We start from the raw sequence: 16,035 nt of genomic DNA on the forward strand, positions 1-16,035 counted from the left end.
TATTGGGAACCTCTAAAATTCATGGTGCTAACTTCTAAACACGGGTATGGATATCGTACTAAATGGTGAAATCATTCATGTATCCATTACATTTGGCATAAGTGATTCTGATAATGAAAATGATTTGAATAAACTGATAGAAATTGCGGATGATCATTTATATATTGGTAAAAAAGAAGGAAGGGACCGCATTATTCTGGAGGATGAGTAAAAAATACTGTTTGTAATGGTAAAATTTGAAATTACATATTTTCATGAAATAAATGTTATGTTATTTTATAAGTATGTAAATTTGTAATAAAAAGAAAAAAAGCCTTTACCTGAAAGAGATTAAAACATATGTTAGATAGAAATACGAACGGAGGGACGCTATGCAGAAACATAAGACATTGATAAGGCGACTTTTGATTGTTGTCATAAGCCTGAGTGTATTTGTTGGCGGTGCTATCTTTTATGTATCTCAATTAAGAACGACGTTGTTAAGTGAATTAAGAACTAATCTTATGCAGACAGCGGAAGCGAATGCACGGATTATCGAAGAAGATATCCATAATGAAATAAAAACCATCGATTCTATAGCTAGTATGTTGTCAAATAATCCATCAACAGATGCAAAAGTTCTGATAAAAGATGTGAAAGATGCCAAAGAAAATTCTGATTTTCTGCGTTTTGGTATTTCTGGATTAGATGGAAACTGTTATACAACCGATGGACAGAAGTTTAATATCGCAGATCGTGAGTATTTTCAATCAGCCATTCAAGGGGTTTCCATGTTTTCAAATACTTTTACGGATGTTATAGGAAAAAAAGATATCAATGTATTTGCTTCACCAATCTATCATGATGGCAAGATCACCAATGTTTTGTTTGCGTCCATGGAAACAGAAACTTTGTCAGAGAAATTATTGAATGAAACGTTTAATGATCAGGGATTCAGTGATGTCGCAAATGAAGAGGGTAAAATTGTTATATCCAGTCATAGTAAAAACCGTAAGCAGAGTATTGATTCTATCACAAGATTGAATTTTGTGGATAACTTTGATGTAAGTCAGATGAAAAACGAAAAAACCGGTGTAGAAGAATTTATTACACCTGATAAAGAACATCGTTATCTTGCATTTCATCGCTTAGATATCAATAACTGGTATATTTTATCCATTGTGCCAAGTAATGTGGTATCAACGCAAATCAATTATTTTCTGAAGATGGCGATTGTAACATGGCTGTTATTGGCAGTATTGTTTATCGCAATTATCATATATATTTATATATCACGAAATAAAGCTGATAAAAAAATGGAAGAGTTGGTGTTCTATGATGAATTAACAGGACATTACAATTATAATCGTTTCCGTTTAAAAGTTCAGGCGTTATTAGATCAAGGTGTTGGCAATGAATATACCCTGATTGAAGCAGATGTCAGAGATTTTAAATTATTTAATGAAATTTATGGCTATCAGGGTGGTGATAAACTTTTATGTATCATCATGAATGCCTGTGAGGAACAATGTACAAAAGAAGAGGCATGTTCACGCATATCTGGGGATCGCTATATTCTTTTACTGCATACAAAAACTGAAGAAGAAATCATCAAACGTATAAATCATATTATTGAAGCTATCAAGTATGCCAGCAAAGGTATGTTCAGTATGTTTAATTTAGAGTATAAGATTGGAATCTATATGATTGAAGAAAGTGATAAAGATATTGGTAAATGTCATGATCGTTGTGCGTATGCGAAAAAACGTATCAAAGATACACCAGAAACCTTTAGTTTCTTCTCTCATGAAATGTATGAAATGCAGCTTGATGAAAAACGGATGGAAAGTTTAATGGAAAGTGCATTGGAAGCAAGTGAATTTGAAATTTATCTACAACCAAAAGTAACGTTGAAAGATAAGAAAATACATGCGGCAGAAGCATTGGTTCGCTGGAATTCTCCAGTGTATGGATTGATTCCACCTTATCGCTTTATTCCATTATTTGAACGAAACGGCTTTCTTGAAAAACTGGATATGTATATGATAGAAGAGGTTTGTCGGGTGCTAGAGAACTGGCAGAAACAAGAAAAAATGCCAATTCGTATATCTGTCAATCTTTCCCGTATGTATATCTTTAAACCAGGTTTTGCCAATAAAATTGTAGAACTGGTAAATCGTCATCATATAGAACATTCTATGATTGAATTTGAAATCACAGAAAATGTTATTTATGATCATAGTGAAGAACTGCGTTCGATTATCAAAGAACTGCAGCATCATGGCTTTTTGATTGCGATGGATGACTTTGGCAGCGGTTATTCTTCTTTAAATATGTTGAAGGATATTCCAATTGATGAAATGAAAGTGGATCAGGTATTCTTCCGTGCAGAAAAGGAAAACAAAGAACGAAGCTTTGAAATTATCAAAGGAGTTCTTTCTATGGCGAAAAGTTTGCACATCCATACGGTGGCAGAAGGTGTGGAAACAGAAAAGGAAGTAGCTTTCCTAAAAGAAGCAGGCTGTGATGAAATTCAGGGATATTATTATGCTAAACCATTATGCATAAAAGATTTTATGAAGTTTTATCATACGTTTCAAGAAGAAGATGTTTCATTATAAAAAGAGATTTCTTAAATGATTGAGGAAAATACAGTCATTTTAGAAATCTCTTTTTTTTTATAACTGATCAACTTCTTTTAGCCATAAATCTGCGCTGGCATCACTTGGCATACGCCAGTCACCTCTTGGGGAAAGGCATACACTTCCTACTTTTACACCATCAGGCATACAGTTTCGTTTAAACTGCTGGGTGAAAAAGCGGTGATAAAAAGTTTTAAGGGTACTTTTGATATCTGCTTTATGGGTTTCACCAAAAGCAAGTAAAGCCAACTGATAAATCTTATCAGGCGAAAAATGATTTCGCAGCATATGGTATAAAAAGAAATCATGATATGTATAGGAACCAATAGCATCTTCTGTGATCTGCGCAATTTCACCATTCTCTTTTGGTGGCAATAATTCAGGTGAAACCGGAGTATCACAGATATCATCTAAAATATCCGCAAGTTTTTGATCACTTTGCATACGACAGTAATGTGCATATGTAACCAGCAGATAGCGAATCAGTGTTTTAGGGATGGAAGCATTGACTGCATACATGGACATATGATCACCATTATAAGTACACCATCCAAGTGCTAATTCACTTAAATCACCTGTACCTAAGACGATACCATGATGTTGATTCGCTAGATCCATTAATATCTGTGTACGCTCTCTTGCCTGTACATTTTCAAAAGTGATATCCAAAGATGTGGCATCATGCTCAATATCTTTATAATGAAGTTCGCATGCTTTACGAATATCAATGTTCTTTTGGGTGGTATGTAAAGCCTCCATTAATGCTTGGGCATTATGTAATGTACGCTCGCTGGTGCCAAAGCCTGGCATGGTAACAGCTAGAATTCCTTTTGTGTCAAAACCATTCATATCAAATGCGATTTTTGCGACAATCAAAGCTAAGGTGCTGTCTAAACCACCGCTAATACCTATAATCAACTGGCTGCAGTTGATTTTCTTCAGACGCTGAGCCAATCCGGTAGCCTGCATATGTAAAATATCCATACAGCGATCTTTTCTAACTGCTTCATCTTTTGGAACGAAAGGATAGGGATCAATGGTACGTATAAGTTCCAGCTTTTGTGTAACAGGTTTTGTTTGGCAAGTGATAAATTGATAGTCCTTTTTTTCAGAAAGCTCCATATAGGTAGAAAAACGCAACCGGTCATTTTTCAGCTTTTCTAAATCAATTTCACCATAGGTTAGTTTATTACGATGGAATATTTCTGATTCATGAACCAAATAGCCGTTGTCTGCGATAATCGCATGACCACTGAAAACCAGATCACTGGTACTTTCATCAATGCCGGCAGATGCATACACGTAGCCACACATGCATTTTGTACTGTGTGATAAAATCATATTTCTGCGGTATTCTTTTTTACCGATCGTTTCATTGCTGGCACTTAAATTCACAATCACATTGGCTCCATGTAATGTATGGTAGGTGCTTGGAGGAATGGGTACCCATAAATCTTCACAGATATCTGCGCCAATAATCGCACCACTTGTTTCATCGTGAATCAGAATCCTGGAGGAAAAAGGAATGCGCTGTCCATGTAGATAGATATCATCATCAATACAGGAATCTGCACTTGAAAACCAGCGTTTTTCATAGAATTCGTTGTAATTAGGCAGATATGTCTTAGGAATGATACCTAATATTGAATGTTGATGTATGAAAACAGCACAGTTATATAAATGATTATACTGACGAAGAGCACAGCCAATCACAATGATGGCATCTGATGTATTTTCCTGGCAGATTTTAAAAATCGCTTCTTCCATACTGTCCATCAGAATATTTTCATACAGTAAATCCTGACAGGTATATCCACAAAGACTCAATTCCGGGAATACAATGAGGCGGACATCCTGATCACATGTGGAAATAATATGTAATATTTCTTGTGTATTGGCATGTACATCACCAATTGTTAAAGCAGGAGTTGCACAGGCAACTTTAAAATAACCATAATTCTGCATAGGAAATAACCTCACTTTTCATGTAATAGTATGAACAATCTTTTCTTATCATATCATAAAAAAGGAAAAGTGATATTTAACACGGAAATATCACTTTCTTTTCATTTTACTCTTTTGTCAATAATTCCAAGTTATCTAAATGTTCACTTTCAAATGCCAGTTTCTTTTCTGCTTCACTGGTATATTTTTTAACTAATGCACTGGATTTTATTACCGGCTGTAATGTACCAGCACCAGCAACACATCCACCAGGACATGCCATACCTTCTAATAGATAACCATTACGTTTACCGGCTTTTGCCATCATTAACATTGTACGACAGTTTTTCAATCCTTCAGCGCTATCAATCAGAACTTCTTTCTCTGGATGTTCTTTTTGGATACATTGTTTTACAGCACCTGCGACACCACCACTGATTGCAAATCCACGTCCATTGGCAGTACCTTCTTCAAATGGAGCCTCCACAGGTGCCATCGCAAGGTCTACACCTTTTGCTTCAAACATACCCATAACTTCTTCAAAAGTCAGTACAAAGTCAATATCGCTTCGTACACTCTTTCGACTGGCTTCCAGTTTTTTCGCTGCACAAGGACCGATAAAGACAACTTTCGCATTTGGATGTTCTTTTTTAATCAAACGGCCGGTCAATACCATAGGTGTTAAAGCCATGGAAATATAAGGCTTGAAATCCGGGAAGAGTTTTTTAGCCATTACAGACCAGGCAGGACAACAGCTGGTTGCCATAAACGGCTGTTCATTTGGTACTTTATTTAAGAAGTCTTCTGCTTCTTCTACTGTACACAAATCGGCACCGATCGCAACTTCCACAACATCCTTAAAGCCCAGTTCTTTTAAAGCACCCTTTACTTTTTCTGGTGTAACACCGGCACCAAATTGACCAACAAATGCTGGCGCAATCGCTGCATATACATCAATGCCTTCTTTGATGGCATGAATTGTTTGGAAAATCTGTCCTTTATCAACGATTGCCCCAAATGGACAATTCACAAGACACATACCGCAGGATACACATTTATCATGATCGATTTCTGCACGTCCAAATTCATCAGAACCTATGGCATCCATACCACAGCTTCTCGCACATGGGCGTTCTAATTTATGAATGGCACTATATGGACATACATTGATACAACGTCCACATTTGATACATTTATCCTGATCAATCACAGATTTTCCATTCACGATAGAAATGGCATCTTTTGGACAAACCTCTTTACAAGGATGTGCAAGACATCCCTGGCACATATCTGTCACAATGACCTTGTTGTCAGGACAGGCATTACATGCGAATTTAATAATATTGATCAATGGATCATCATAGTATTTTTCTGCGATTGCACTTTCTTCAATACCTTCAGAAAGGGGCGCATGTTCATCCATTCTTCTTAATGGCAGACCGATACCTAAACGTAAACGTTCCCCAACGATTGCTCGTTCCAGAAATATAGAGTCACGATAAGTTGCGCGTTCTCCAGGTAAAATTTTATAAGGCAGTTGTTCGATTTTCGTCGCATAATCGCCGCCTTCATATGCCAAACGGGCAATTTCTGTAAAGACCTTTCTTCTGATATCTGTTACAGAACTATAAATTCCTCTCATACTCATTTGTATCACCTCTTGCTTTCATTATACTTTAATTCTTCGTGTTTGTAAGTAAAAAATTCAACTTCTTTCACACGTACATAAATCTTTACGTTCAAAGGTCTATAAATATGATATACTTAGATGTGTTATTTTTTATAGAATACAGGTGAATATTTATGAATATAGAAACAACGATCGCAAATCAGCGTACATTTTACCAAAGTCATCAAACAAAGGATATCGCATATCGAAAACAAGCCCTGCGTACACTTCGCAAAGCAATTAGAAACTATCAAAAGGCTATTGAAGAAGCGTTATACAAAGATTTACATAAATCCTCCACAGAGGCTTTTATGAGTGAAATCGGTTTGGTGTTGGAGGAGTTAACCTTTCAGCTGCGTCATATAGATGATTTTTCAAAACCATGCAGAAGAAAAACACCATTGGTACATTTTCCATCGGTTAGTTTTGTTGTGCCACAGCCTTATGGTGTGGTTTTGATAATGGCACCATGGAATTATCCATTCCAGCTTTGTTTGGAGCCGACGATTGGCGCAATTGCGGCAGGTAATACTGTCGTCATCAAACCAAGTGCATATGCTCCACATACTGCACATGTCATTAAAGAAATGATAGAAGCATACTTTCCTTCAGAATATATCACGGTGGTGGAAGGAGGACGGGAAGAAAATCTTCAACTGCTAAATCAGCGTTTTGATTATATCTTCTTTACTGGAGGAACACAGGTGGGAAAACTGGTACTTGAAAAAGCCAGTCAAAACCTAACACCGGTATCCCTTGAATTAGGTGGAAAAAGTCCTTGTATCGTAGATGAAAGCGCAAATATCAAACGGGCCGCAAAGCGTATTGTGTTTGGAAAATTGTTAAATGCCGGACAAACATGTGTCGCTCCTGATTATATATTGGTTCATCGCTCCATCAAAGATGAACTCATCTGTTATATGCATGATGAAATACAAAAAGCACTAGGAGATGATCCTATTCATCATCCAGATTATCCACGTATCATAAATGAAAAACATTTTGATCGGTTATGCGCTTATCTACATCAGGGAACCATCTGTTGTGGTGGTCGTATGAATCGAGAACGTCTACAAATAGAACCAACCATTATGGAAGTATCTAATCTGCACGCAAAGATCATGCAGGAAGAAATCTTTGGGCCCATTCTGCCTGTAGTTACTTATGACAGCTTGCAAGAGGCTATCCACTTCATCCATTCAAAGGAGCATCCATTGGCATTATATCTGTTTACCACAAACAGAGAACACGAGAAAAAAGTCTTAAAAGAATGCAGTTTTGGCGGTGGCTGTATCAATGATACGATCATTCATCTTGCCAGCAGCTATATGGGCTTTGGTGGTGTTGGAAAAAGTGGCATGGGGGCATACCATGGATATGATTCTTTTTTAACGTTCTCCCATATGCGCTCCATTGTGAAAAAATCAAATCTGATCGATCTGCCATTTCGCTATTATCCATATAAAAAATGGAAAGAACAGCTGATGAGAAAGGTTATGCGATGATGTCAAAACAAAGACGTATGACCTGTATCATTATTTGCGCTGCACTATTATTGTATTTATTTTATGCGGGAATGCATAAAGATAATACAAGGCTTGCGATTCTTGGCTTTCATCATATAGCACCAGATCATGAGGCTGAAACCCATTTTAAAGGCAATATGTGGGTCACAAAACTTTCCACTTTTGAAGAAGAGATGAAGTATTTATATGATCATGGATATCAGAGCTTAACCCTGGATGAGGTCTATGCATGGAAAAAAGAAGGTAAAAAAATCCCTGACAAAAGTGTGGTATTGACATTTGATGATGGCTTTTTATCAACCATTCATTATGCAGAGCCAATACTTAAGCGCTATGGGTTTCATGGTACTGTTTTTGCGATTGCTTCCGATATCAAAGAACATGGGCCATATGATCATACCAAACGTCAGCACGCTTCCTTAGCTGATATCAAAGCATCTTCCCTTGATTTCTATTCTCATACATATGATTTACATCATAAAGATAAAGGATTTGCGATTGATCAAAAAAGTGAAAAAGAATTAATCAAAGATATTACACAAAGTAATGCACTTGTGGATGGAACATACCTTGCCTATCCTTATGGACACAGCAATCCACTTGCGAAAAAGGTGTTAAAGAAGAAGGGTGTAAAATTAGCATTTGGGTTTAATGAAAATCGAAAAGCAGTCATATCAGATGATGATTACGCATTACCTAGATTCTGTGTGAACCGTTATACAAAACTAGATGTGTTTGCGGCTATGCTGGAGGAATGATATGAAGATTTCAACATTGGCAAAATTAATCAGCCTGCCTTTGGAAGCTTATGAAGCAGCGCTTGCCTATCCTTTTACGGAACAGATGAAGAAAGAGGGAAAAAGGCTATGTACACAAGAAGCTTTATTTCTGGATTTCTGTAGAAAACAACATCAACACCGTTTGTTTTCTTTACGTCTAATATTGGAATTAGCCGCTGATATCAAAGATGATTATGATGCGTTAGGAATCGAGGAACGTGTTTATAAGGATACATTTTATGATATCACCCTATGGTGTCAAAACTGTTATGCTACATTTCATGAATGGGGAATTGATGAAGTTATCTGGTTAAGGTTTCATATTTGTATGGAGGTTTTCCGTTTGGGAAGATTGGCTTTTCAAAAGATTCATTTGACTAAAGATATCCCTGCTTATCATAAAAAACAGGGGGATGAGGTAATTGAAATTCATGTAGCACAAGGAGAAGCACTGGTGTATGAAGATTGTATCAGATCTTTAAATCAGGCGTTGTCCTTTTATCATATGGAAGGCGCATGGTTTTGGGGTGAAAGCTGGTTACTACATCCTGCCTTACAAAAAATGTTGACAAAGGATTGTAATATCTTACGTTTTCAATCATTATTTCATATTTATGAAATTGATGAATCCTGTCATCAGGGCGAAGAACGCATCTTTGGCGATGTAATGGATATCGCAGATTATCCTGAAACTACCAGTCTTCAGCGAAATCTGAAACAATATCTATTAAAAGGCAATACATTAGGTATGGCAAGAGGTATTTTTTACTATCACAGGTAAATGTACCTCTTTTTCTTTTGATGAATGAGATATGCCTAAGGCAAATTACCGGGTTTGCATATAGTAAATTGAGATGGATAGAAAATCTCATTGATAAAGGAGGAATCTTTCGTGTATAGTTCAAGATGTAACTGTTCAAATGATAACATGAATAGCTGTAATCGTAATGGGGAACGTATTTTAGTAAATCAGGGGTGTGGCTGTAACAATTCTCGCAGACGTTGTGCGTGCCAGAATACATTCCGTCCAGGCTGTGGAAATAATCACTGCTGTAATCAGAAACCAAACTGTGGTAATTCTTCAAATTGTGGCTGTGGCAGCCAGTGTAGTTGTGGATGTGGAAACAATGCGTGCAACTGTCGTCCAAAACCATGTCCACCTAGACCTTGCCCACCAAGACCATGTCCACCAAAACGTCCAACATGTGAGGACCGCTGTCGTGCACAATATCGTCAGTGTTTAAGAAACTGTCGTTATGATGAAGAGGAAGATAACCAAAGAGATGCATATGATTTTGACTTTGATTATGATGAATAAAAGACCGCAAGGTCTTTTTCTTTGACAAAATATGAGGGATTGATCTGATATGATACAGCTTGATGGAGGGATAATATGAAACTTTTACTACAAATATGGGTGATTATTTGTGTATCTTCAGGGATTTTTCAAATGATTCCCAAACAAGAACCCCGGCATTTAGAAATCACACGCACAAATATAAACCATGATAAGAAAATATTGGTGCTTTATCATGATGAAATAAAGCGTCTACATATTCTTACAGAGCGTATCAATCAAAAAATGGATATCTCACTTTATGACATTGATCATGCGCAGGTACCGGATGCGGACAATTTTGATCTGATATTATTAGGTGATATTGCACATCAGGATGATACCTCTGAATCTATGAAACAGTTTTTAAGCTGGTATGATTTTAAAGGCAAACAAGTATCCTCTTATTATTTAGATGCTATGCATCAGGATGTATATGAGGGCCATTTAAAACAACAGATACATGATGGTATCTATCTGCATGGTTTGGGAATCAATGACGATGAATTGGAAACCATGGAAGAAGTAAATCATTTAATGAATGGCTGGCTGACATCTACATACTCACCAGTTTCACAAATAAAACACTAAGAATTCATTATCATATTTTCCTTTGCACATGGTATAATAACATGAGTGAGGTGAAAGTGTGAAACAACAAAATGAGAAAAGGGTAACTTAAAAAAAACACAAAAGTGAACAGTTAAAAAAATAGAATACAAATTACAAATTAGCTTGCGGCAGTAATAGGAGTGATAGTATATCCTCCTGCAGATTGTAAAAGTTCTAAAGCTGCTTGAACATCCTGTTTACGAGGTTTAGGTGGATGTGGATTCATTAATTCCTCGTAATCGGATGGGTGAAAATCCTTTAGATCTTTGAACATATGATAAAGGCAGGCAGCCATCATTCTGGCAATAGCGATGATAGCATGTTTATGACCTCTGCGCTTTTTTATCTTATCATATTTGATTTTGAAATACGGACACTTTTTAACTTTGAGTGCGGCAAGTGCACATTGTATAAGGGTAGGTTTCAGATAAGTGCCAGCATGCGATGTACGAACAGATTTCTTTTTATCGGCACTCTCATTATTGGTAGGGGTAAGGCCAATCCAGGAAGTGAAGTTCTCAGCATCAGGAAAGACACTCATATCCACGCCAACTTCTGCAATTATCGTTGTAGCAGAATCATAACCGATTCCTGGCACTTGAAGTGCAAGATCGATAAAGGGTTGATATTTAGATAACCTTTTTGAGATTTCTGAACTAATATCTGTTTTCATTTCAGCGAGGAACTGTTTATGAGCAAGAGCAAGAAGTGCTTTGAATGATTGATCATCACCAAGATGAAATCCTCTGATAGAATTGAGAACTTCCTCGCTTTTCTTCTTCAATGAGCCACGTAGCAAGGATCTGATATGAGCATCATCAAAATCAGGAGAAATCAGCAATTCAGAAAAAACAGCGGAAGCACTAACACCAAAAGGGTCAGAAACAACGGAAGCCAAAGTGATATTGGACATCGTCTGACAATTTTGAATACGATTTTTTTCAGAAGAGATAAAATTTGTGATTTTATAACGATAGCGAGAAAGATCACGAAGTTGACGAAATTCTTTATCAGGTATATAAGAAGGCTGAACTTCACCCATTTGAAATAAATCGGCAATATGGATGGAATCAAGAAAATCAGTTTTCTTACCTTTAGGAGATTTAACATACTTTGGATGAGTGATAGTAATATCAAAATCACGATCTTCAAGGTAGTTAAATACAGGGGTCCAGTACTTGCCAGTGGATTCCATACAGACACAGTGACAGTCAAAATGAGTAAGCCAATCAGCGAGTTTCACAAGGTCATAATTGTGAGTAGAAAAATTGCGATGATGGTAAACAGGTTCATCCTGAATACTTTTGGCGATAACGATTGTGCAAGCTAATTTCTTCTTATGGACATCAATACCACAAGCAATGGGATACATCACGCGACGCATGATGATCACCTCCTTAAAAAGAGGAAGAAGAAGCATTGACTGTCTCCTGTGCTCTCAAGTATATCGAGTTAAATAACAAGATTACTTCATTGGTAAGTGTACGTCCTCAAAGGGAACAAAAGTTTGTGCATGGACAGGAGACTGCACAGATATTTATACGAGTTAAACTAAGGAACAGAAAACATCACTCACCTCCACGTGCTCTGTAGTGTACTTCTTCTCTAAGTCTATTATAGCGCTTTGTGGACTGCATTGGTGTTTCATTAAAATTTGTGCTCGCACGTAGCGAGAGAATGGAGGCATTTATGAAGATTACAAATATAATCTGGGACTGGAATGGAACGCTGTTAGATGATATCGATATCAGTATGGAAGCATTAAACCAGCTGTTAGAAGCACAGCATTTGCCATTAGTTCTTGAAAAAGAAGAATATCGCCGGTATTTTCAATTCCCGGTCATTGAATATTACAAAAAAGTAGGATTTGATTTTGATAAAACGCCATTTTCACAATTGGCAAAACAATATATGGATTATTATCAGCCACATTCACTTGATTGTGAGCTGCATCGTGATGTAATGGAAACACTAGAGATGATGAAGGCACGAGGTGTTCACCAGTATTTATTGAGTGCAAGTGATATCAGCTTTTTAAAGGAACAGCTGGCACAATACGATATCACTCCTTATTTTGAGGATATCAAGGGACTAGATAATATTCATGCGCATTCAAAGGCAGAATTAGCAAAGAACTTTGTGGAAAAGGCAGGCTTATGTAAAGCAGAAACCATCTTTATCGGTGATAGTGTACATGATAGTGAAGTCGCAGCTTATGCAGGATGTCATTGTTTGTTGATTGCGGATGGTCATGAACATAAAGAAAAACTGCAGAATACCGGGTGTCCAAGCGTAGATACGATGAAACAAGCCCAGGAATGGCTACTGCAGTTTTGTTAGATATTGATCTTTGATCACACCAAAGAATTCACGGAAATAAAAATTAAAAGATAAATCAAAATCACTTTTCGCAGGGTATAATGCACATTGCATGCCATTTTGTTTACACAGTACATTGGCACGATACATGTGGAAATCATTGGATATGACACTCACGGGAGTGTCTTTTTTTAACAGCTTTTTACTAAACGCAAAGTTTTCATTTGTATTACGGCTTTGATCTTCCATAAGAATCTGTGATTCTTCAATACCATGCTGCATCAGCCATGCCTTCATGGCGCTTGCTTCACTTCGTGATTCTAATGGCCCCTGGCTTCCACTGACAATGATGGTCGCATTTGGATATTGTTCATGGAATTTTAAAGCTGCTTCCAAACGATAGCGCAGTAAACGTGATATCTGTTCGCCTTTTAACTGAGCACCCAATACAATCACTGTATCATACTGGGTTTTGGATACATGTTGACCACACTTTACAATCGCCCCCACCTTGATTGTGAATATACCAAGGGAAGTTACCATAAAGATGATACACAGGATACGAAGAACTTTAGGAAAATACGATAACAGATGGCGCTTTTTGATTATTTCAAAGATAGCAATCCCGAATAACAGGATGCCCATACAAAGCCATGTCCAGGAAAAGGTAATGCCATTGATTCCATAACTAATGGATAACAGGGCATAATATCCTATAAAAAGCATAGACAGGCTAAGAAAAACGATGGGAATTGATTTATGATATTTCATATGGACCTCCAAAAATCTTGTAAGATATGCATCGCATCTTCTGGCCTAGATACGGTTTTAAAATGACGGTAATGCGGTGGCAATAAGGATAAATAACGATTGGTTGTATAACGTTCATCAATCAATAAAATCATACCTTTATCAGCACTAGAACGAATGACTCTGCCTGCTGATTGTAAGACCTTGTTCATACCGGGAAATTGATAGGCATAAGAAAATCCCATGTGATTGATTTCATCAAAATGGTGCATGATCAAATCCTGTTGGGGATTGATTTGCGCAAGGCCAACACCTACGATGATCGCACCAATCAAACGTTCCTGTTTCAAGTCGATTCCTTCAGAAAACATACCACCAATGACACAGAAATAAACATGCAGGGAATCACTTTGATCAAAAGAAGATAAAAATTCTTCTTTCATTTTTTCACTCATATTTTGTGCTTGTATGGTTGTTTTGATATGGGGATAACATTTCACAAAAGCCTCATAGATCTGATGCATATAGGCATAACTTGGCGCAAATACAATATAGTTGCCGGCTTTCATAGATACACTGGCATAAATCATGGAAACAAGCGCTGGCAAAGAGGCCTGTCGTCTGGCATATTTGGTTGAAATCTGATTGGCAATCATACAACAACAATTCTTCGCATCAAATGGAGAAGGCAGTGATAATCGTTTGGTGTTTTCATCTCCACCCAATAAAGTTAAATAGTAATCGATGGGAGATAAGGTAGCGCTAAAGAAAATCGTAGAACGCCCTTTCTTTAATATATCAGATATTGGATGAACCGGGTTCATACAAAACTGTTTCACCATGCAGTCCTTGCCTTCCACTGCGATATAATAAACAAAGTGTTCATCAAAGAAATCAGCAATTTTCCCAAAATTGATACAATCAAAATATAATTGTTTTAACGTATCATCATGTTGTTCATCATGTTCACTTTGAAAATATGCATCCAGATGCTCACAAAAGTTACTGATCGTGGATAATAAGGTTTCATCCAGAACTGGATAATATTGGAAATTATCTTCTTCTTCACAGCTTTTGCGTATTTTCTTTAAGAGTCGGATGATATTTTGTATGCTGTTATATACCAGTTTACGATCTTTTGGCAACAGCTTTTTCGCATCTTCAAAATTAGATAAATATAAGGAAGCACTATACATTTCTCTTGCACGCTCCACAAGATTATGCGCCTCATCCACCAAAAAGACATAATTTCCTTTTTCTGTAAAGAAACGCTTTAAATAAACCCTTGGATCAAAAACATAATTATAATCACATACGATCACATCCGCATATAAAGAAGCATCCAGACTTAATTCAAATGGACAGACCATATGATCCTGTGCAACGTTGCACACAATATCCTTTTCAATAAAATCATTTTGTGAAACTAGTTCATATAATGCATCTTGACAGCGATCAAAATATCCCTTCGCATATGGACAGTGTTTAGGATCACAATTGCGTTCTTCTAAAAAACAGATTTTATCCTTTGCGGTGATGGCAACGGTTTTAAAGCGAACACCCTGATCATAAATCAAGGAGATGGTATCATAAGCCACAGATGCGGTTATATTTTTGGCACATAAGTAAAATATCTTTTCACATTTCTTTTCTCCGATGGCTTTTAATGCTGGAAATAAGGTAGAAATCGTTTTTCCTATACCGGTGGGTGCCTGTGCAAACAGGATATCTTTATCTAGAATGGTTTTGTATACCGCAACAGCAAACTGGCGCTGTCCTTTGCGATAATCAGAAAAGGGGAAATGTAACTGCTTTAAGGAAGCTTGTGATGTTTCTATCACATCTTTTTTCAGGTTCGCCCATTTTAAATATTGTTTAAGGGTATCAAAATAAAAGCTTTCCAGTTCATCAAAAGTCTTATGATGCAGGAAGCATTTCACTTCATTGATTTCTAATTGATAATATGTGATCTGTACATCCAGCTCTTTGATATCATGATCAAGTGCATAGATATAAGCATAAATATAGGCCTGCGCAAAGTGGACAAAATGTGATTCATCGATTTCATCATAAGGCACATAGGTGGTTTTGATTTCATCAATCAATACCTTGTCATCATTTATACAGATGCCATCGGCACGTCCATCGATGGTAAAACAGAAATCTTCCAGCTCACTTGTGATTTTTAAATAGACTTCACTTTGATAATGTTCTCCATATTTTGACTGGATCTGTCGATGAATCCTGGCTCCTAAATTGGCACGTTCCATACTTTGTGATGTAGACACTAAATCACCACCAAGATATAGCGCCTCCACCAGATTTCTAACGGATAATTGTATTTGATACATGAGCGACACCCTTTCACACTTCCTACATTGTATATGATTTAAAGAAAAAAACAAAGAGGAGATAAGGAATTCGTAAGAAACAAAAGCATATGGTAAGTTTTGTGGTATACTTTTAAGGTACTTGAGAA

At 36.9% G+C, this 16,035-nt stretch carries 13 protein-coding genes; 8 read left to right on the plus strand and 5 right to left on the minus strand.

Going from position 1 to position 16,035, the window contains the following annotated elements; genetic code table 11:
* Positions 1–46: 46 nt before the first annotated feature.
* Both DW761_RS18845 and DW761_RS18850 read left to right on the plus strand, forming a co-directional pair.
* Entirely contained in the window at positions 47–211 is a 165-nt protein-coding gene (locus DW761_RS18845; RefSeq protein ID WP_117519029.1) for a diguanylate cyclase, read from the plus strand.
* A gap of 160 nt (positions 212–371) precedes the next feature.
* Positions 372–2,600 (plus strand): EAL domain-containing protein, encoded by a 2,229-nt coding sequence (locus DW761_RS18850; protein ID WP_117519030.1) that lies wholly within the window; start codon positions 372–374, stop codon positions 2,598–2,600.
* Positions 2,601–2,657: 57 nt separating this feature from the next.
* On the opposite strand, the gene DW761_RS18855 is transcribed toward DW761_RS18850, so the two are convergent.
* Together DW761_RS18855 and DW761_RS18860 are read right to left on the minus strand one after the other, a co-directional pair.
* Positions 2,658–4,586, minus strand: a complete 1,929-nt coding sequence (locus DW761_RS18855; protein ID WP_117519031.1) for an NAD(+) synthase — start codon at positions 4,584–4,586, stop codon at positions 2,658–2,660.
* A 106-nt stretch (positions 4,587–4,692) separates the two neighbouring features.
* Positions 4,693–6,207 (minus strand): 4Fe-4S dicluster domain-containing protein, encoded by a 1,515-nt coding sequence (locus DW761_RS18860; RefSeq protein WP_117519062.1) that lies wholly within the window; start codon positions 6,205–6,207, stop codon positions 4,693–4,695.
* Positions 6,208–6,368: 161 nt separating this feature from the next.
* On the opposite strand from DW761_RS18860, the gene DW761_RS18865 reads away from it, so the two are divergent.
* From DW761_RS18865 to DW761_RS18885, 5 genes are all read left to right on the plus strand, one after another.
* Positions 6,369–7,739, plus strand: coding sequence for an aldehyde dehydrogenase (locus DW761_RS18865; protein ID WP_117519032.1), 1,371 nt, complete (start codon positions 6,369–6,371; stop codon positions 7,737–7,739).
* Entirely contained in the window at positions 7,703–8,518 is an 816-nt protein-coding gene (locus DW761_RS18870; RefSeq protein WP_233513131.1) for a polysaccharide deacetylase family protein, read from the plus strand. The genes DW761_RS18865 and DW761_RS18870 overlap by 37 nt, the downstream gene beginning before the upstream one ends.
* Before the next feature lies 1 nt (position 8,519).
* Complete coding sequence (locus DW761_RS18875) at positions 8,520–9,320, plus strand: acyltransferase domain-containing protein (protein ID WP_117519033.1); 801 nt, start codon at positions 8,520–8,522, stop codon at positions 9,318–9,320.
* A 111-nt stretch (positions 9,321–9,431) separates the two neighbouring features.
* Entirely contained in the window at positions 9,432–9,857 is a 426-nt protein-coding gene (locus DW761_RS18880; RefSeq protein WP_117451825.1) for a hypothetical protein, read from the plus strand.
* A gap of 75 nt (positions 9,858–9,932) precedes the next feature.
* Complete coding sequence (locus DW761_RS18885) at positions 9,933–10,466, plus strand: hypothetical protein (RefSeq protein WP_117519034.1); 534 nt, start codon at positions 9,933–9,935, stop codon at positions 10,464–10,466.
* Positions 10,467–10,605: 139 nt separating this feature from the next.
* Here the strand turns inward: DW761_RS18885 and DW761_RS18890 are convergent, their stop codons facing one another.
* Entirely contained in the window at positions 10,606–11,871 is a 1,266-nt protein-coding gene (locus DW761_RS18890; protein WP_117519035.1) for an IS110 family transposase, read from the minus strand.
* Positions 11,872–12,176: 305 nt separating this feature from the next.
* Here DW761_RS18890 and DW761_RS18895 point away from each other — a divergent pair, with 305 nt between their 5' ends.
* Complete coding sequence (locus tag DW761_RS18895; protein ID WP_117519036.1) at positions 12,177–12,827, plus strand: HAD family hydrolase; 651 nt, start codon at positions 12,177–12,179, stop codon at positions 12,825–12,827.
* On the opposite strand, the gene DW761_RS18900 is transcribed toward DW761_RS18895, so the two are convergent.
* Positions 12,810–13,577: a YdcF family protein gene (locus tag DW761_RS18900; RefSeq protein ID WP_117519037.1), complete on the minus strand. Its 768-nt coding sequence runs from the start codon at positions 13,575–13,577 to the stop codon at positions 12,810–12,812. The genes DW761_RS18895 and DW761_RS18900 overlap by 18 nt on opposite strands.
* The gene (locus DW761_RS18905; protein WP_117519038.1) at positions 13,574–15,907 is read right to left on the minus strand and encodes a helicase C-terminal domain-containing protein; all 2,334 of its coding nucleotides are present in this window, start codon (positions 15,905–15,907) and stop codon (positions 13,574–13,576) included. The genes DW761_RS18900 and DW761_RS18905 overlap by 4 nt, the downstream gene beginning before the upstream one ends.
* Positions 15,908–16,035: the final 128 nt, after the last annotated feature.

The organism is Absiella sp. AM29-15, assembly GCF_003434225.1.
GTDB classification, from domain to species: domain Bacteria; phylum Bacillota_I; class Bacilli_A; order Erysipelotrichales; family Erysipelotrichaceae; genus Hoskinsella; species Hoskinsella hominis.